The sequence below is a fragment of the Bradyrhizobium sp. McL0615 genome, assembly GCF_049993905.1.
GTDB lineage: Bacteria > Pseudomonadota > Alphaproteobacteria > Rhizobiales > Xanthobacteraceae > Bradyrhizobium.
Map to the genome: position 1 here is coordinate 5,420,110 of NZ_CP188254.1, position 16,288 is coordinate 5,436,397.

The following is a 16,288-nucleotide window of genomic DNA, read 5'->3' on the forward strand; positions in this document are numbered from 1 at the left end:
AGCGGCTAGCCGAACAGCAGCGCCGTGCCGGCAACCATCAGCGCACAGCCGACGAACAGGATGACTGGCCAGCGCATTCTGCGCTGAACGTAACGCCCCTGCGCACGACGCTCCGTAATCAGCGCCATCTCGAATTCTTCCGAGGTCGAGAACATGCAGCCGAAACCGCCGCGGGCCGACGCTTCTGCCGCTTCGAGCGACGTCAGGGCGGCTTGCGAATTTCGTCTGCGAGGTGACTCCATGCGCAGATGATATGAACGGAATGGTAAACGCGCGGTTACCGCGCGCCGCCTCCTCCGCGATCGACCCGAAAGCGTCGGATTAATCGACGGAGGTATCGCCCTGTTCAAGCGAAGTTTAGGTCGCTACAGACGCCTGACGTTGCGGAGCGGCGCCGCCGGCGGTCTTGCGGCGCCAGTTCTCCAGCGAGAGCGGCAGCTCTTCGGCAGCCTCGACCCGGTTGCGGCCAGAGCGCTTGGCCTGATAGAGCGCGGTATCGGCAGCCGCCAGCAACACTTCGAGCTCGGTGCCCGCCGGCCCGCCGGCGACGCCGATGCTGACGGTGGTGTCGACCGGGCCGTCCTCGCAGGCGATGTTGGACCCCTCGAATGCCTCGCGCACGCGCTCGGCCACGATCACGCCCTCCGCCAGCGAACACGCCAGCAACGCTGCGAACTCCTCGCCGCCGATCCGCCCCGAGAGATCGCGGATGCGCAAATTGCTGACCACAACGGTGGAGAACAGTTTGAGAATCTCGTCACCCGCCGGATGGCCGAAGCGGTCGTTGATGCCCTTGAAATGGTCGATGTCGAAAATCATCACGGTCACCGGCCGTCCCGCGGCGGCCTCGCGTTCGATCAGAAGGTTGCTGGCTTCCGTGAAACCGCGGCGGTTCAGCATTCCGCTTAGCGGATCGACCGAAGCAGCGGTCTTGTGCACCGTCACGGCACGGTCCGATACCAGCATGAAGATGACGAACACGGTGCCGATCGCATACAGCACCAGTTCAATCGAGAACGCCGTCACCCAGATGCTGCTGGTGAAGGTTTCGTCATGCGGGCGCAGCAGACTGCCGAGCACAATCGGCAGCGCCAGCACGCAACCATGCATCACCGGCACGGCAATCGTCGGCCAGCGCTTCTGCATCGTCCGCCGCCGCTCGTTCCACAATTCGGAAGCCGTCAGCCCCGCATAGATCGCGACGATCGCCGCACCGACGATCAGCCGCGTGGCCGGATTCAACGGCACAGCCAGCGCCGCGCCGACCCAGACGGCCGCGCCGAACAACAGCCCCAGCAGATTGGGCTTGCGGCCGAGGAACACGCGCGAGGCGTTCCAGACCATGCCGCAGGCCACGAAACCAAGCGCATGCAGCGCCAGCAACAGCGGCTCGCCGAGTGTGGCGCCGCCGATGGTCCAGATCGCTACCGACGAAGCGCCAAGCAGATAGGCCGTCCCCCACCACTTCAAGGCCGGGATGTTTTCCTGCCTCCCGAACAGCAGCAGCATGGCCCCGAGCATGCCCGCGACCATCGTGGCAAACAGATATAGCGTGGAGGTATCAAACGACATGGGCTCACCCGAACGCGCGTGATGCAACTTGTTCGGCGCACACTGAGATGCAATTTCGCGCCGGAGCATTGGCGACACTAGGAGCGCCGTATTCCATTTTCGTTCGTGCGGGTAAGCAAGTTTTCACGAAAATCCGTGGTAACCGGTCACTAAATGGTAAGCAAAAAGGGCGCCCGATTGGGCGCCCTTTTCGTCTCGGGAATGCAGCAATACGCTGCAAATTTTAGCGAAGCAATTAGCGCTTCGAGAACTGGAACGACTTGCGCGCTTTCGCCCGGCCGTACTTCTTGCGCTCCACGGTACGGGAGTCGCGGGTCAGGAAGCCGCCCTTCTTCAGGACGCCACGCAGATCGGGCTCGAAGTTCGTGAGTGCCTTCGAGATGCCGTGACGCACGGCACCCGCCTGGCCCGACAGACCGCCACCGGCGACCGTGCAGATGACGTCGTACTGGCCGGCGCGCGCGGCGGCGACCAGCGGCTGCTGGATCAGCATCCGCAGCACCGGACGGGCGAAATAAACCTCGACCTCACGGGTGTTGACCACGATCTTGCCGGCGCCCGGCTTGATCCAGACGCGGGCGACCGCGTCCTTGCGCTTGCCGGTGGCATAGGCGCGGCCGTATTTGTCGACCTTCTTGACGTATTTCGGCGCTTCCGGAGCGGCCGTCTTCAATGACGCCAACTGGTCGAGCGACTGCATGGTATCCGACATCTTATGCGGCCCTCATGTTCTTGCGGTTCATCGAAGCGATATCAACCGTCTCGGGCTGCTGGGCTTCATGCGGATGTTCGGCGCCGGGGTAAACGCGCAGATTGCCCATCTGAACGCGGCCGAGCGGGCCGCGCGGGATCATGCGCTCGATGGCCTTCTCGACCACGCGCTCGGGGAAACGACCCTCGAGGATCGACTTCGCGGTGCGCTCCTTGATGCCGCCGATGAAGCCGGTGTGCTTGTAGTAGACCTTGTTGTCGCGCTTGCGACCGGTCAGCACGACATGCGCCGCGTTGATGATGACGACGTTGTCGCCGCAATCGACATGGGGCGTGTAGGTCGGGAGGTGTTTGCCGCGCAGGCGCATGGCGACCAGGGTGGCGAGCCGACCGACCACCAAACCCTTGGCGTCGATCAAGACCCACTTCTTCGTCACCTCGGCGGGCTTTGCCGAATAGGTTTTCATGTGAGGAAATCCGTGAAAATGGAAATCGGCGCCAGATGCGCCGAACTGGGCGGGTTTCTAGAGAACGACGCGCTTTCCGTCAACGCCAATTCGCACAAATTACCCTAGCAAAAACAATCATTTATAAATATGGTGTAATATTACCGTTCAAAACCCTATGTGTTTGGAATGGAGTAGGTCGCCGTCACATGGGCGATCGGATCGGGCGACGAACCCGACAGCAGGTTGACCTCGCCAACCGCCAGCCGCTTGCCGAGCTTCAACAGCTTCGCAACCGCCAGCACGTCCTGACCGGCCAGGCCTTTGCGCAAGAAATTGATGTTGAGATTAGTCGTCACTGCAAGCCCAACCGGGCCGATCGCCGACAGCAGCAGCACATACATCGCGCAATCCGCCAGCACCATCAGTGTCGCCCCGGAGACAGTTCGGCCGGGGCGAAGCATGGACTCGCGGAAGCGTTGCCTTATCCGACAGGTGCGACCGTCGGCATGCTCGATCGTAAGATCGTCATAGTCAAACATTTGCGGAAGCTCGGTGCGCAGGAAGACATCGAGTTCAGCCGCAGTCATTCGCGCTGCTGTCATCATCGCGGCTCCAGGAACCGGCAAGACGAACCATTATCAAATTTTCACGAAATCCCCATGCCGGCCGAGTCCCCCGCTGAAGCGGCCTGCCCCAGCCACGCCGTCTTCGATCAACGCCTCGCGTCCGTTGTACCATTCCTGAATCAGCGCCTCGCGGATAGTAAGGCCATGGCTCTTGATGGCCGACCGTCGGTCGGCGCGGGCACATACCTGCGGAAACCGCGCGATCTCCCGCGCGAGTTCCTCCGCCTTCGCCCGCGCGTCCCCCTTCGGGACGACATATTCGCACAAGCCGATGTTCAGACATTCCTCCGCCGGAACCTTTCGTCCCGTGAGAATGATCTCAAGTGCGCGGCCCTGGCCAACAATACGCGGGAGCCGCACGGTTCCGCCGTCGATCAGCGGAACGCCCCAGCGACGGCAATAGACGCCGAAATAGGACTCCTCAGCCATCACGCGGAAGTCGCACCACAGTCCTAATTCCATTCCACCGGCAACGGCAGGCCCCTCGATCGCGGCAATGACCGGCTTGTCCAATTCGAGACGGGAGGGTCCCAGCGGTCCACGCGGGATTTCGCCGCCATTGCCGCGCGGCCGAGCCGTCGGAATGTCGAGTTCGGCGAGCGGGTAAGCTGCATTTAGCGTGCTGACATATTTCAGATCCCACCCGGCGCAGAACGCGCCACCCGCGCCATGGAACACCGCAACGGCGGCACCCTTGTCCGCATCGAATTCAAGAAAGGCTGCGGTCAGGTCATCCGCGCTTTTCGGATCCATGGCGTTGCGGGCCTCGGGCCGATCGTGAACGATTGTCCATACCGACCCATCCTTTTCGATCCTGACTGCCATCGCGAGCCTCCCGTATACCGTTCATTAAATTTAACATCGTTAGAAATTCTAACACCGTTAAATAAACCGTCAAGTGTGCTATTGAAACCGGATGGCGAAAGAACGGATGACGGGCCGCAGGAAGGCCGTGAGCGACCACAAGCGCGAGCTGATCCTCGATGCCGCCCGCAAGGTATTCGAAGCCGACGGGCTGGAGGGGGCGTCGCTGCGGGCGATAGCCGGCGCAGCGGGCTACACCCCGGCCGCGCTCTATTTCCATTTCGAGTCCAAGGAAGCGATCTACGCGGAGGTTTTGAGAGACTCGCTCGCCGATCTCGAACAGGCCGTCAATCGTTCAGTCGCTCGCACCAAGACACCCGTCGATCGGCTTCGGGCTGCGGCGATGGCATTCTTCCGCTACTACTCCGACAATCCGAGAGACCTTGATCTCGGTTTCTACCTGTTTCGTGGTGGCATGAAACCGCACGGCCTCGGCAAAGAGCGCGACGACATGCTCAATGCCGCGCTGGAATCCGCGCTGCGGCCAATCGCCGAGGCCGCGCTGGCGCTGGGCGCCCGCCGCGAGGAGGCGCGAGCGTCGATGGCGGATATTTTCGCGCACGCGGCAGGGCTGCTGTTGTTGGCCCATACCGGCCGCATTCGCATGTTCGGGGCTTCGGCCCTCAATCTGATGGAACGCTTTGTCGAGGGCGCAATCCTGACGCTGACCGCGAAGCAACGGGGGTGAGAACCCTGGGCTACGACTATCCGGCGCGCTCAACCATGTGGGGACTCGCATCCATCGGCCGATGGCATACAATGTCGGTATGACGCATCTCGCCAAAGACCGGATATTTTGATGACAAGCCAGCCCGCCCGCGCCGCAGCGCCGCAACCGCCGATCCTGCTGCAGGAAAACGTCGGCAGCATCCGCCTGCTCACCCTGAACCGGCCGGCGGCGCGCAACAGCCTGTCGGAGGGCCTGATCGCCGAGCTGCATGGCGCGCTGAAAGAAATCCATGACGACAACAGCGTCCGCGCCGTCGTCATCGCGGCCAATGGTCCGGCCTTCTCCGCGGGCCACGACATGAAGGAACTGACCGCGCGCCGCAGCGATGCCGATCGCGGCCGCGCCTATTTCGCGCAGATCATGGACGCCTGCAGCGCGATGATGCAGGCGGTCGTGCATTTGCCGAAGCCCGTGGTCGCCGCCGTGCAGGGCATCGCCACCGCCGCCGGCTGCCAGCTGGTGGCAAGTTGCGATCTCGCGGTCGCCTCCGAGGCTGCAGGCTTCGCTACCCCCGGCGTCGATATCGGGCTGTTCTGTTCGACGCCGATGGTGGCGCTGTCGCGCAACATTCCGCGCAAGCAGGCGATGGAGATGCTGCTCACGGGGGAACCGATTTCGGCGGCAACGGCAAAGAATATCGGCCTCGTCAACCGCGTCGTCGCCGCCGGCACCGAGCGCGATGCGGCGATCGCGCTGGCACAGAAGGTCGCGCTCAAATCCGCCTACACCGTCAAGCTCGGTAAGGAGGCGTTCTATCGCCAGGCCGAAATGAGCCTCGCCGACGCCTATCGCTATACCGCGGAAGTGATGACCGAGAACATGATGGCGCGCGACGCCGAGGAAGGCATCGGCGCCTTCATCGAGAAGCGCGAGCCGAAATGGCAGGATAAGTGACCCGTCATTGCGAGCGCAGCGAAGCAATCCATAGCGCGGCATAACGGACAGATGGATTGCTTCGCTGCGCTCGCAATGACGCAAGAGGATAGAATGAACCACGACAATTACAACGACGATTACATCCGCAGCATCCTCAACGGCGTGAAGTCGATCGCGATGGTCGGCGCCTCGCCGGCCAATGTGCGACCGAGCTATTTCGCCTTCAAATACCTCGCGCAGCGCGGCTACGACATGATTCCGGTCAATCCCGGCCATGTCGGCAAAAGCCTGCTCGGAAAACCCTTCGTCGCCTCGCTGTCGGACATCGGCCGCCCCATCGACATGATCGACATCTTTCGCAATTCCAGCCACATCATGCCGGTCGTCGACGAAGCTCTTGCATTGTCGTCACCACCGAAAGTGATCTGGATGCAGCTCGGCGCGCGCGATGACGCGGCCGCCGAGAAGGCCGAAGCCGCCGGCCTCAAGGTCGTGATGAACCGATGCCCGAAGATCGAGTATGGGCGGTTGTCGTCGGAAATTTCATGGATGGGCGTCAATTCGCGCACGCTGAGTTCGAAGCGCGCGCCGATTCCGACGCAGGGCATGCGGCTGTCGCTGAACCGGACCAGCGTTGGCGGCGGTGCGACCGCGGCATCGGACCGTGCCGCGAAGAACAAGAACGAATTGACGTGACCTGAATGTGAAATAAACGTTTCGACAAGGTGGCGCGAAGAAGTACGCCCGTTTCTAATCCAATTTGTCATCCACCGAACTTGACGGCGCACGCGGCTGCGATCAGCATGCCGCGCATTTTTGAAACAAGCCAAAACAACAGGACGCATAGAATGACCGACCGTCTCCCGGGATTTTCGACCCTTGCTGTGCATGCCGGCGCGCAGCCCGATCCCACCACCGGCGCACGGGTGACGCCGATCTATCAAACCACGTCCTTTGTGTTCAACGACGCCGACCACGCCGCCTCGCTGTTCGGGCTGCAGGCGTTTGGCAACATCTATACCCGCATCGGCAATCCCACGACCGCCGTGCTGGAAGAGCGCATTGCGGCGCTGGAGGGCGGCACCGCGGCGCTGGCGGTCGCCTCGGGACACGCGGCGCAGGTCGTGGTGCTGCAGCAACTGCTGATGCCGGGCGACGAATTCATTGCGGCGCGAAAACTCTACGGCGGCTCGATCAACCAGTTCACCCATGCGTTCAAGAGCTTTGGCTGGAACGTGGCGTGGGCCGACCCCGACGATATCGCAAGCTTCGAGCGCGCGGTGACGCCGCGCACCAAGGCGATCTTCATCGAATCGATCGCCAACCCGGCCGGCAGCATCACCGATATCGAGGCGATCGCGGAAGTGGCCCGCAAGGCCGGCGTGCCGCTGATCGTCGACAACACGCTGGCGACGCCGTATCTGATCCGTCCGATCGATCACGGCGCCGATATCGTCGTGCACTCGCTGACCAAATTTCTCGGCGGCCACGGCAATTCGCTCGGCGGCATCATCGTCGACGGCGGCACCTTCGACTGGTCGAAGGACAACAAATATCCGATGCTCAACGAGCCGCGGCCGGAATATCACGGCATCCGGATCCAGGAGACGTTTGGCAATTTCGCCTTCGCGATCGCCTGCCGCGTGCTCGGATTGCGCGACTTAGGTCCAGCGATTTCGCCGTTCAACGCCTTCATGATTCTGACCGGCATCGAGACGCTGCCGCTGCGCATGCAGAAGCATTGCGAGAATGCCAAGGCGATCGCGGAATTTTTGGCCGGCCATTCCGCGGTGGCCTCGGTGAACTATGCCGGCCTCGCCAGCGACAAGTACAACAAGCTCGCGCGCAAATACGCGCCGAAGGGCGCAGGCGCCGTATTCACCTTCAGCCTGCGGGGCGGCTACGACGCCGGCGTCAACCTGGTGTCGAACCTGAAACTGTTCTCGCATCTGGCCAATGTCGGCGACACCCGCTCGCTGGTGATTCACCCGGCCTCGACCACCCACAGCCAGCTCGACGACGCGGCCAAGGTGAAATCCGGCGCCGCACCCGACGTCGTGCGCCTGTCGATCGGCATCGAGGACAAGGAAGACCTGATCGCGGATCTGGAGCAGGCGCTGAGCGCGTAAGACCGCTCGTCGTTGCAGGGCATTAGTGCTGCCCCACAAAGACTGTCATCCCCGCCAAGGCGGGGATCCAGTACGCTGCGGCCTATCGGTTCAATCGCTGACGCCTCTGGAATACTGGATCCCCCGCCTTCGCGGGGGATGACGAGCGAGGGTGAGGTTGGTCACCGCCCCACTAACCACCTAAAATCACACCCCTCTCGTTAATGCGCATTCCGGCATAAAGTGGCGCTGAGCCGCCCTTGATGATTCGGAGACGACGATGCTGCGCTGGATGACGCCATTCCTGGCCGCGATGTTCGCGGCTGGAACCGTTGCGGCTCAGGATTCCGGTGCCGCCAAGCCGGCCGACGCCCCCGCAGCGGCGACCACGGCCGACAGTCCTGCAGCCAAGTCCGCCGAACCTCCGGCAACCGCCAAGCCGGAAGCGCCCCCGGCCGCCACGGCACCCGCTCCCAGCCCGGCCGCAGCAAAGCGGATCGAGAGGCAAGCCGCCGCCCGGCGCGCGACGGTTCGCGCCGCCGGCCAATTGCCGCCGGGCCTGCCCCGCACGCACTACAAATACCGCACCACCGTTGCCCCCGGCGCCGCGCCGCTTTACGTGCGCCGCGGCCGCACGGTGGTGGTCGAAGAAGAAAGCCTCGATCTGCCGCTGATATCGGGCGGCATCAAACCCTATGCGCCGCGCATCTTCGGCGCGCCGCTGCTGCCGGGCTCTTCCACGCTGCCCGGCTATTACGGCACCAGCCATTCCTACAGCTATGACGGGCCCTATTACGGCAGTCCGTCGTACTGGAACCGGCTGCCATATGCTTGCGGCGTCTACGGCTATTGCTAAACACACACTGACCAAACAACGGAGACGGAAAACCGACGTGGCAGGGGCACCGCGGAAAGCAAGCAGAACGGGCGCTGCCAATGCGACCACGGCGGATCTCGTCGCCGTTCTCGTCGCCGTGACCGACGGCGAGCCCAAGATCATGACCATCGCCAACGACGGCGCGCTGCCGAGCGGCCCGTTCGAATTTGCGCACCGCTCGCTGCAGACGGGATTGCGGGCATGGGTCGAGGCGCAGACCGGCCATCCGCTCGGCTATGTCGAACAGCTCTACACCTTTGCGGATCGCGGGCGCGGCGGAGACGCCAAGTTGCCACATTCGATCTCGATCAGCTATCTCGGCCTCACCCGCGAAGACCAGGTCGGGGCGGGCTTTGAGGCGCATTGGTCCGGCTGGTACGACTACTTCCCCTGGGAGGATCAACGGGCCGGTCTCCCCGCGGCGCTGGCGAAGACATTGGCGTCGCGGCTGCGGGCGTGGTCGAAATCCGCAGCTACTGCCGGCCTGCAGCGCGAACGCTGGCAGCGCGTCGCCATTACGTTCGGCCTCGACGAGCGCGAATGGAATGAGGAACTGGTCCTGCAGCGCTACGAACTGCTCTACGAGGCCGGCTTGATTCCGGAAGCGGTGCGTGACGGGGCAGGTGCCACTGCCGTCATTCCCGGCCGGCCGATGAGTGGAGATCACCGCCGCATTCTCGCCACCGGCATCGCGAGGTTGCGCGCCAAGATCAAATACCGTCCGGTGGTATTCGAACTGATGCCGGCGGAATTCACCCTGCTGCAACTGCAACGCAGTGTTGAGGCGCTTGCAGGCCGGCTGGTCCACAAGCAGAACTTTCGCCGCCTGATCGAGCAGCAGCAACTCGTTGAGGAAACTGGCGCAATCGCCGCTGACACCGTCGGCCGCCCCGCCAAGCTGTTCCGGTTCCGCCATGGCGTGCTGGCGGAACGGGCGATCGCTGGAACCAAGCTCCCGCTTTCCCGCACTTGACATCCATTATACTCAGGATAAGTATAAGCCAATATATACTCAAGGAGAGTATAAATGGCGAACCTCAGCTCCACTGCACGCGCACGTTCCGCAGAGCTTTACGATCGGGTCAAACGGGTCATCCCGCCGCCCGAATGGGCCACCTTCGCCGAGGACGTCGACGCCATCCTCGAACTCAAGCGAAGCCGCAACGCCGTCGTCCTCGCGCACAACTACCAGACGCCTGAAATTTTCCACGGCGTCGCCGATATCGTCGGCGACAGCCTGCTGCTGGCGCGCGAAGCCACCAAGGTCGATGCCGACATCATCGTGCTGGCCGGCGTCCACTTCATGGCCGAGACGGCCAAGCTGTTGAACCCGGAAAAGACCGTGCTGATCCCGGATCTCGCGGCGGGCTGTTCGCTGGCCGACTCCATCACCGCGCAGGACGTGCGGCTGATGCGGCAGCGTTATCCCGGCGTCCCCGTCGTCACCTATGTCAACACCTCGTCGGCGGTGAAAGCTGAATCCGATATCTGCTGCACCTCGGGTAATGCGCTCAAGGTCGTGGAGTCGCTCGGTGTCGAGCGCGTGATCATGCTGCCCGATGAATATCTCGCGCAGAACATCGCCGCGCAGACCAACGTCAAGATCATCGCATGGAAGGGCCATTGCGAGGTGCACGAGCTGTTCACGGCGTCGGACGTCCGGCAACTGCGCGAAAATCACCCCGACGTGACCATCCTGGCGCATCCGGAGTGCCCGCCCGAAGTAGTCGCGGAAGCCGATTTCTCCGGCTCCACGGCAGCGATGTCGGACTTCGTCGGCAAGCAGCGACCGCCCCGGGTCGTGCTACTGACGGAATGCTCGATGAGCGACAACGTTTCGGTGCTCCACCCCGACGTGGAGTTCATCCGGCCCTGCAATCTGTGCCCGCACATGAAGCGGATCACGCTGAAGAACATCCGCCATGCGCTGGAAACCGGCCGGCACGAGGTGACGATCGATCCCGCGATCGCGGGCCCGGCCCGGCGCGCGGTGGAAAGGATGCTGGCGATATGAGCACGGAGATTTCAGCGCTCAACAACCGTCCCGTCATCATCGGCGGCGGCGCCGCCGGATTGATGACGGCGCTGCAGATGGCGCCGGAGCCGGTGCTGCTGCTGTCGAAGGCGCCGCTTGGTGCGGAAGCGTCGAGCCTGTGGGCGCAGGGCGGGCTTGCCGCGGCGATGGGCGGGGACGACGCCCCTGCCCTGCACCTGGCCGACACGCTCGCCGCAGGCGCGGGCCTTTGCGATGAAGCCGTTGCGAGCCGGATCGTCCACGCGGCTCCCGCGGCGGTCGAGCATCTTGCCAGACTTGGCGTCGCTTTCGACCGCCGGCCGGATGGCGGCTGGCGGCTCGGCCTGGAAGCCGCGCACGGCCGCAACCGGATCGTGCACGCCACCGGCGACGGCACCGGTCGGGAAATCATGCGCGCCCTGATCGCAGCGGTGCGCCGCTGCCCGACCATCACGCTGCTGGAAGGCGTCGAGGCACGCAGCCTGATCGTCGAGGACAATGCCATCAAGGGCGTACTCGCGGTGAATGCGCAGGGTCCGCTGGTGATCGATACCGGCCGCGTCGTGATCGCGACCGGCGGGATCGGCGGCCTGTTTTTGGACAGCACCAATCCTGCCGGCTGCTTCGGCCAGGGGCTTGCCTTGGCTGCACGCGCGGGCGCAAAACTTTCCGATCTCGAGTTCATCCAGTTTCACCCGACCGCCTTCGACGGGCCGTCGCGCCCGATGCCGCTGGTGACCGAAGCCGTGCGCGGCGACGGCGCCATCCTGATCGACGACACCGGGCAGCGCTTCATGGCGGACCAGCCCGGCGCCGAGCTTGCGCCCCGCGATATCGTCGCGCGCGCCGTCTGGCGTCGCCGTGCCGAAGGCCATCGCGTCTTCCTCGATGCGCGGAAACATCCGGGAGCGGAATTTGCAAAACGCTATCCTGTCATTTCCGCCTTCTGCAAAATGGCCGGGATCGATCCCGCCACCGATCCGATTCCGGTGAGGCCGGCGGTGCACTACCACATGGGCGGGATAGCCGTGGATATCGAGGGACGCAGCACCGTGAATGGCCTGTGGGCCTGCGGCGAAGTCAGCCGCACCGGGCTGCACGGCGCCAACCGGCTCGCCAGCAATTCGCTGATGGAAGCCATCGTCTGCGCACAATGGGTCGCGGAAAGCGTCCAGGGCGCGAGCCGCGGCGCGCTGAAAACACGCACGGCCAATGCACCTCCCCCCGCATCCGACCCTTCCGCCGTGCGGCCGATCCTGTCGCAAGGCCTCGGCGTGCTCCGCGAGCGCCACGGTATCGAACGCGCGATCCGCGGCCTCTATCCGCTCGCCAGCGGCCACAGCGCCGCAGCCGATCCCGCGCTGGTTGGATTAATGATCGCAGTTACAGCGTACCGGCGCGAGGAAAGCCGCGGCGGACATTATCGGACTGACTTCCCCGACGCTCTACGCACCGCCCTGCCATCATCCATCTCGCTTGCGGACGCGCTCGACACCGCCCGCGACATCGCTGAATCCGGATCTCTGTCTGTTAGGAGTGCCCAGCCGTGACGCTTACGCCGCTTCTGCCTCTCATGTACGAGCCGTTGGTTCGAACCGCCCTGCTCGAAGACCTCGGCCGCGCCGGCGACATCACGGCCGATGCGATCGTGCCGGCCGACAGAAACGCCTCGCTGGTGCTGCGCGCGCGCCAGCCCGGCGTGGTGGCCGGCTTAGACATCGCGCGCTGTGCATTTCAGCTCGTCAGTCCCGCCATTCGGCTTACCGCCGAGCGGCCCGACGGCACCGTGGTGGCGCCGGGCGATGTGATCGCGGCGATCGAAGGGCCGGCGCGCGGGCTGTTGACCGGCGAACGGACGGCGCTGAACTTCCTCTGCCATCTCAGCGGCGTCGCCACCGCGACGGCCTCGCTGGTCTCGGCGGCGCAAGGCACCAAGGCGCGCATCGTCTGTACCCGCAAGACCACGCCCGGATTGCGCACGCTCGAAAAATATGCGGTCCGCGCCGGCGGCGGCAGTAATCACCGTTTTGGCCTCGACGACGCCGTCCTGATCAAGGACAACCACGTTGCGCTAGCCGGCGACGTCAGAACCGCGATCGAGCGTGCAAAGGCGCATGCCGGCCACCTCGTCAAGATCGAGGTCGAGGTCGATACGCTGCCGCAGCTCGAACAGGCCCTTGCGATCGGCGTCGATGCCGTGCTGCTCGACAACATGACGGTTGAGCAACTGCGGCAGGCAGTGGCGATGATCGGCGGCCGGGCGATCGCGGAAGCCTCCGGCCGCATCACGGCAGAGACCGCCAAGGCGATCGCCTCGACCGGTGTTGACCTGATTTCGGCCGGCTGCCTGACGCACAGTTCCGCCGCGCTCGATATCGGGCTGGATTATCTCGGACTCAATCGGCAGGCAGCGTAGCGCGGCAAGCTACTCGGCCGCGCGCATCGCCTTGTCCTCGCGCATCAGGCGGTTGTTGCGCTGGAACACCGAATAGGTCGCCAGCGCAAACAGGATCACCAAGCCCTGGATCGACAGCGCTTCCATGGACGGATTGAGGCCGATCGCGGTCAGGAACGCCGAGCCCTTGACCTCGGTGACGGTGATGATCGCCTGTTCCTGGAACTCCTGCACGGCCTCGCCGATGAACTTGATTGCCATGGCAAACAGGAACGCCGAGGTGATGATGAACAACGGCCGCAGCGGCAGCTTCCGCGCAATCAGGTTGATGAAATAGAACAGCACGGCAAGACCCGCGGTGGCAGCCGCCAGGCCGGCGAACAGGCCGGCGCTCCAGCCGCCTTCGGCCGTCGCCAGCGCGTTGATGAACAGCACGGTTTCGGCGCCCTCACGGAACACCGCCAGAAACGCCAGCGCGCCGACCGCCCACACCGTATCCTGCGACAGAGCGGTATCGGCCTTGTGCGCGAGATATCCCTGCCAGCCGCGCGGATCCTGCTTCACCATCAGCCAGCCGCTGACATAGAGCATCAGCGCGGCGGCGACGAGGATGATGACACCTTCAAGAACATCGCTGTGCTCGCCCGAATTGAGCACCGCAAACAGCCAGGCGGCGATAATGCTGGCGCCGACGGCCGCGAGTGCGCCGCCATACAGCGCCTGAATGCGGTGACCGGCGCCGGCCTTGGTCAGATAGCCCGCCAGCGCTGCGATCACGAGCATGGCTTCGAGCCCCTCGCGGAGCAGGATGACGGCGGCCTGGATGAATGCTGAGGACATGAAACGAACCTATTTTCGTTTCGTTTTATCGCCCAAACCATCCAAGTAAAGCGGCGCGGCCCGCACAAACGCGTCAATAACGTCGTACAGCAAGAAACCTCCGCAAATCGGGCACTTCCCGGAATGCCGGCAGATTAGAATTGCTCAATTTCAGCCGGGCTGCCCGATCGGCAGAACCAGCTTCTGCCGGTCGTGCGCGACGCGGCGTGCTGCCAGCCGCTCGGTGTGCGAGACCGCCAGCGTCAGCACCACGATTGCAGTAGCCTGATGCGCCAGCGCCAGATCGATGGGCACCTGATGCAGCAGCGTGAGGATACCGAGCACAGCCTGCAGCATGATCGCCGCGACCAGCGACCACGCACCGCCGATGACGGCCGCGCCACCCCGCGACCGCATGGCGTCGATGGCGTGAAGCACCGCCAGAACCAGGAGCGCATAGGCGGTCATCCGGTGCTCGAACTGCACGGTGAGCGTATTGTCGAACAGATTGCGCCACCACGGCTCCTCGAACCACAGCCGCGCCGCCGACGGAATGAAGGCGCCGTCGATCTCGGGCCAGGTGTTGTACACCCTGCCCGCGCGCAGCCCCGCGACCAGCGCGCCGAAATAAAGCTGGACGAAAGTCAGGGCGAGCAAGGCCACGGCGGAGAGCTTCAGCCGCCGGGGGACCACGGGCTGCGGACGCGCGCCCATCCGCCGTAGCGTCCAGACGATCGAGGCAAAAATGATCAGCGCCAGCACCAGATGCGTTGCCAGCCGATACTGGGACACCTCGGTCCGCTGGGTGAGGCCCGATGCAACCATCCACCAGCCGACCGCGCCCTGCAGCGCACCGAGGGCAAAAATCATCCACAACCGCCGTTTCAGCTCACGGCTCATCGCGCCGCGCCACAGGAAGTACAGGAACGGCAGCAAATAGACCGCGCCGATCACGCGCCCGAGCAGGCGGTGGCTCCATTCCCACCAGAAGATGGCCTTGAACTCAGCAAGACTCATGCCCGCGTTGAGCTCGCGGTATTGCGGGATCGCCTTGTAGCCCTCGAACGCCTGCGCCCATTGCGCCTCATTGAGCGGCGGCAGCGTGCCGGTAACCGGCTTCCATTCCACGATCGACAATCCGGATTCCGTCAGCCGCGTGGCGCCGCCGACCAGCACCATGACCGCGATCAGCGCAGCGACCGCGATCAGCCACCACCGGACGGCGCCGGGATGCGGGGCCTCTTGTACGGAACTACCGGTCATAAAACCCGTCTTGTAAGCTGGTCTTGGCTTGCCTTAAGGCGCGCTTGATTGAATTGGCGCGCCCCTTATAGTCCGCCCCTTCCCGCGCGCAACCCGCCAAGAACCCAACAAAGAGCCTCACATAACCGCCATGACGATACGCACCCGCAAATTCTTCGGAACCATCGCCCTGCTGGTGCTGGTCGTGGTGTGGTCGCTGCTGGGAATGACCATCGCCCAGACACCGTGGCTGGCCAACTCCGGCCTGCTGCAGGCGATCTTCTATGTCGTGGCCGGGCTCGGATGGGTGCTGCCGGCGATGCCGATCATCAGCTGGATGTCGCGGCCGGACCGCGCCGCCTAGATTAGAGCGTTTACGCATAGAACGAGAGACGTCCGCTTTGAGCGGCTAAGGCAGACATGCGCTCGTCGCTCCGAAATTTCGCCTCGTAATCCCATAACCGCCGTCGCATTCGCCCTAACCGCTACAACGCGAGCTTTTCTGAAGGCACCAATTGTTTAACTAGCTGAATTAGCAATTAACAACCTTGAGTTACTGTCGGTCGTCTCTGTGGAGTTTTGAGAATGCCGGTCCTCGGGTGGGCTTTTGTTGCTGTATTCGTCGCCATTGCTACGCCGGGGGTCGGCGAGATTGCGGCCGTGCTCGCGTTGTTCCTGCTGGGCCTTCCGGCGAGTGCAGTCTTCTTGCCGATCAATTTGGGCGTATCGGCAATGGGCTTTGATGGCCGGACTACGCAGACAGTGAGTCTTGCAGTGGCTGTCGCCCTGGCAGTCGTCATCGCAGGCGTTCTGCTTTTCCTGCTCAATCGACTTGAAATGTCAGATCATAGACGAGACGCACTTGCCAACGCTTTGGTTTTTGTCATCGGCGTTCCAGTTTGTATGGGAGCCGCGTACTATCGGGCCAGAGGCATGTTTTAGTTATTCCAAGCTGCTGTTCATTGTCGTTTCCAACGGGTCGCCCCAATCGAGACCTACCGAAAG

The 16,288-nt window shown here is 63.6% G+C and carries 19 protein-coding genes; 11 read left to right on the forward strand and 8 right to left on the reverse strand.

Translation table 11 applies throughout. The features are described 5' to 3' along the window. Window positions 1-5 precede the first annotated feature (5 nt). The 6 genes from ACPPVP_RS25795 to ACPPVP_RS25820 all read right to left on the reverse strand — a co-directional run bounded on the left by ACPPVP_RS25795 (window position 6) and on the right by ACPPVP_RS25820 (window position 4,183). Window positions 6-242, reverse strand: coding sequence for a hypothetical protein (locus ACPPVP_RS25795; protein ID WP_426525704.1), 237 nt, complete (start codon window positions 240-242; stop codon window positions 6-8). A gap of 115 nt (window positions 243-357) precedes the next feature. After that, complete coding sequence (locus tag ACPPVP_RS25800; protein ID WP_426525705.1) at window positions 358-1,572, reverse strand: diguanylate cyclase; 1,215 nt, start codon at window positions 1,570-1,572, stop codon at window positions 358-360. 235 nt (window positions 1,573-1,807) lie between these two features. Next, a complete protein-coding gene (rpsI, locus tag ACPPVP_RS25805) occupies window positions 1,808-2,284 on the reverse strand; it encodes a 30S ribosomal protein S9 (protein WP_108513524.1) in 477 nt (158 codons plus the stop codon). A 1-nt stretch (window position 2,285) separates the two neighbouring features. After that, window positions 2,286-2,750, reverse strand: a complete 465-nt coding sequence (rplM, locus tag ACPPVP_RS25810; protein WP_426525708.1) for a 50S ribosomal protein L13 — start codon at window positions 2,748-2,750, stop codon at window positions 2,286-2,288. 155 nt (window positions 2,751-2,905) lie between these two features. Beyond that, entirely contained in the window at window positions 2,906-3,334 is a 429-nt protein-coding gene (locus tag ACPPVP_RS25815) for a PaaI family thioesterase (RefSeq protein WP_426525710.1), read from the reverse strand. 36 nt (window positions 3,335-3,370) lie between these two features. Further along, window positions 3,371-4,183: a crotonase/enoyl-CoA hydratase family protein gene (locus tag ACPPVP_RS25820; protein ID WP_426525712.1), complete on the reverse strand. Its 813-nt coding sequence runs from the start codon at window positions 4,181-4,183 to the stop codon at window positions 3,371-3,373. 106 nt (window positions 4,184-4,289) lie between these two features. Here ACPPVP_RS25820 and ACPPVP_RS25825 point away from each other — a divergent pair, with 106 nt between their 5' ends. The 9 genes from ACPPVP_RS25825 (at window position 4,290) to nadC (ending at window position 13,243) form a co-directional block, all read left to right on the forward strand. Continuing rightward, window positions 4,290-4,910, forward strand: a complete 621-nt coding sequence (locus ACPPVP_RS25825; protein ID WP_426525714.1) for a TetR/AcrR family transcriptional regulator — start codon at window positions 4,290-4,292, stop codon at window positions 4,908-4,910. Window positions 4,911-5,021: 111 nt separating this feature from the next. Continuing rightward, on the forward strand, window positions 5,022-5,846 hold the full coding sequence (locus tag ACPPVP_RS25830) for an enoyl-CoA hydratase (protein ID WP_426525716.1): 825 nt from the start codon (window positions 5,022-5,024) through the stop codon (window positions 5,844-5,846). A 93-nt stretch (window positions 5,847-5,939) separates the two neighbouring features. Further along, window positions 5,940-6,524: a CoA-binding protein gene (locus ACPPVP_RS25835; RefSeq protein ID WP_426525718.1), complete on the forward strand. Its 585-nt coding sequence runs from the start codon at window positions 5,940-5,942 to the stop codon at window positions 6,522-6,524. 152 nt (window positions 6,525-6,676) lie between these two features. Next, the gene (locus ACPPVP_RS25840) at window positions 6,677-7,957 is read left to right on the forward strand and encodes an O-acetylhomoserine aminocarboxypropyltransferase (RefSeq protein WP_426525720.1); all 1,281 of its coding nucleotides are present in this window, start codon (window positions 6,677-6,679) and stop codon (window positions 7,955-7,957) included. A gap of 259 nt (window positions 7,958-8,216) precedes the next feature. Next, window positions 8,217-8,792 carry a hypothetical protein gene (locus ACPPVP_RS25845; RefSeq protein WP_426525721.1) on the forward strand — a complete coding sequence of 192 codons (576 nt, stop codon included), beginning with the start codon at window positions 8,217-8,219 and terminating at the stop codon, window positions 8,790-8,792. Window positions 8,793-8,829: 37 nt separating this feature from the next. After that, window positions 8,830-9,786 (forward strand): NUDIX hydrolase, encoded by a 957-nt coding sequence (locus ACPPVP_RS25850; RefSeq protein ID WP_426525723.1) that lies wholly within the window; start codon window positions 8,830-8,832, stop codon window positions 9,784-9,786. 54 nt (window positions 9,787-9,840) lie between these two features. Beyond that, the gene (nadA, locus tag ACPPVP_RS25855) at window positions 9,841-10,827 is read left to right on the forward strand and encodes a quinolinate synthase NadA (RefSeq protein ID WP_426525725.1); all 987 of its coding nucleotides are present in this window, start codon (window positions 9,841-9,843) and stop codon (window positions 10,825-10,827) included. Further along, on the forward strand, window positions 10,824-12,377 hold the full coding sequence (locus ACPPVP_RS25860) for an L-aspartate oxidase (RefSeq protein WP_426525727.1): 1,554 nt from the start codon (window positions 10,824-10,826) through the stop codon (window positions 12,375-12,377). Before nadA ends, ACPPVP_RS25860 begins: the two co-directional genes overlap by 4 nt. Further along, window positions 12,374-13,243: a carboxylating nicotinate-nucleotide diphosphorylase gene (gene nadC / locus ACPPVP_RS25865; protein WP_426525729.1), complete on the forward strand. Its 870-nt coding sequence runs from the start codon at window positions 12,374-12,376 to the stop codon at window positions 13,241-13,243. The genes ACPPVP_RS25860 and nadC overlap by 4 nt, the downstream gene beginning before the upstream one ends. A gap of 9 nt (window positions 13,244-13,252) precedes the next feature. On the opposite strand, the gene ACPPVP_RS25870 is transcribed toward nadC, so the two are convergent. Next, on the reverse strand, window positions 13,253-14,062 hold the full coding sequence (locus ACPPVP_RS25870) for an FTR1 family iron permease (protein ID WP_426525731.1): 810 nt from the start codon (window positions 14,060-14,062) through the stop codon (window positions 13,253-13,255). A gap of 150 nt (window positions 14,063-14,212) precedes the next feature. Next, window positions 14,213-15,304, reverse strand: coding sequence for a COX15/CtaA family protein (locus ACPPVP_RS25875; protein WP_426525733.1), 1,092 nt, complete (start codon window positions 15,302-15,304; stop codon window positions 14,213-14,215). 130 nt (window positions 15,305-15,434) lie between these two features. Here ACPPVP_RS25875 and ACPPVP_RS25880 point away from each other — a divergent pair, with 130 nt between their 5' ends. Both ACPPVP_RS25880 and ACPPVP_RS25885 read left to right on the forward strand, forming a co-directional pair. Beyond that, on the forward strand, window positions 15,435-15,647 hold the full coding sequence (locus ACPPVP_RS25880) for a DUF2842 domain-containing protein (RefSeq protein ID WP_334481234.1): 213 nt from the start codon (window positions 15,435-15,437) through the stop codon (window positions 15,645-15,647). Between the two features lie 221 nt (window positions 15,648-15,868). Then, window positions 15,869-16,225, forward strand: a complete 357-nt coding sequence (locus ACPPVP_RS25885; protein WP_426525735.1) for a hypothetical protein — start codon at window positions 15,869-15,871, stop codon at window positions 16,223-16,225. Window positions 16,226-16,288: the final 63 nt, after the last annotated feature.

Excerpts from the sequence above, each read along its gene's own strand:
- ACPPVP_RS25835 (WP_426525718.1), top strand. The coding sequence starts at position 5,940 with ATGAACCACGACAATTACAACGACGATTACATCCGCAGCATCCTCAAC.
- rplM (WP_426525708.1), bottom strand. The coding sequence starts at position 2,750 with ATGAAAACCTATTCGGCAAAGCCCGCCGAGGTGACGAAGAAGTGGGTC.
- ACPPVP_RS25820 (WP_426525712.1), bottom strand. The coding sequence starts at position 4,183 with ATGGCAGTCAGGATCGAAAAGGATGGGTCGGTATGGACAATCGTTCAC.
- rpsI (WP_108513524.1), bottom strand. The coding sequence starts at position 2,284 with ATGTCGGATACCATGCAGTCGCTCGACCAGTTGGCGTCATTGAAGACG.
- ACPPVP_RS25815 (WP_426525710.1), bottom strand. The coding sequence starts at position 3,334 with ATGACAGCAGCGCGAATGACTGCGGCTGAACTCGATGTCTTCCTGCGC.
- ACPPVP_RS25840 (WP_426525720.1), top strand. The coding sequence starts at position 6,677 with ATGACCGACCGTCTCCCGGGATTTTCGACCCTTGCTGTGCATGCCGGC.
- ACPPVP_RS25795 (WP_426525704.1), bottom strand. The coding sequence starts at position 242 with ATGGAGTCACCTCGCAGACGAAATTCGCAAGCCGCCCTGACGTCGCTC.
- ACPPVP_RS25800 (WP_426525705.1), bottom strand. The coding sequence starts at position 1,572 with ATGTCGTTTGATACCTCCACGCTATATCTGTTTGCCACGATGGTCGCG.
- ACPPVP_RS25845 (WP_426525721.1), top strand. The coding sequence starts at position 8,217 with ATGCTGCGCTGGATGACGCCATTCCTGGCCGCGATGTTCGCGGCTGGA.
- ACPPVP_RS25830 (WP_426525716.1), top strand. The coding sequence starts at position 5,022 with ATGACAAGCCAGCCCGCCCGCGCCGCAGCGCCGCAACCGCCGATCCTG.
- ACPPVP_RS25860 (WP_426525727.1), top strand. The coding sequence starts at position 10,824 with ATGAGCACGGAGATTTCAGCGCTCAACAACCGTCCCGTCATCATCGGC.
- ACPPVP_RS25880 (WP_334481234.1), top strand. The coding sequence starts at position 15,435 with ATGACGATACGCACCCGCAAATTCTTCGGAACCATCGCCCTGCTGGTG.
- ACPPVP_RS25885 (WP_426525735.1), top strand. The coding sequence starts at position 15,869 with ATGCCGGTCCTCGGGTGGGCTTTTGTTGCTGTATTCGTCGCCATTGCT.
- ACPPVP_RS25825 (WP_426525714.1), top strand. The coding sequence starts at position 4,290 with ATGACGGGCCGCAGGAAGGCCGTGAGCGACCACAAGCGCGAGCTGATC.
- ACPPVP_RS25875 (WP_426525733.1), bottom strand. The coding sequence starts at position 15,304 with ATGACCGGTAGTTCCGTACAAGAGGCCCCGCATCCCGGCGCCGTCCGG.
- nadA (WP_426525725.1), top strand. The coding sequence starts at position 9,841 with ATGGCGAACCTCAGCTCCACTGCACGCGCACGTTCCGCAGAGCTTTAC.
- ACPPVP_RS25870 (WP_426525731.1), bottom strand. The coding sequence starts at position 14,062 with ATGTCCTCAGCATTCATCCAGGCCGCCGTCATCCTGCTCCGCGAGGGG.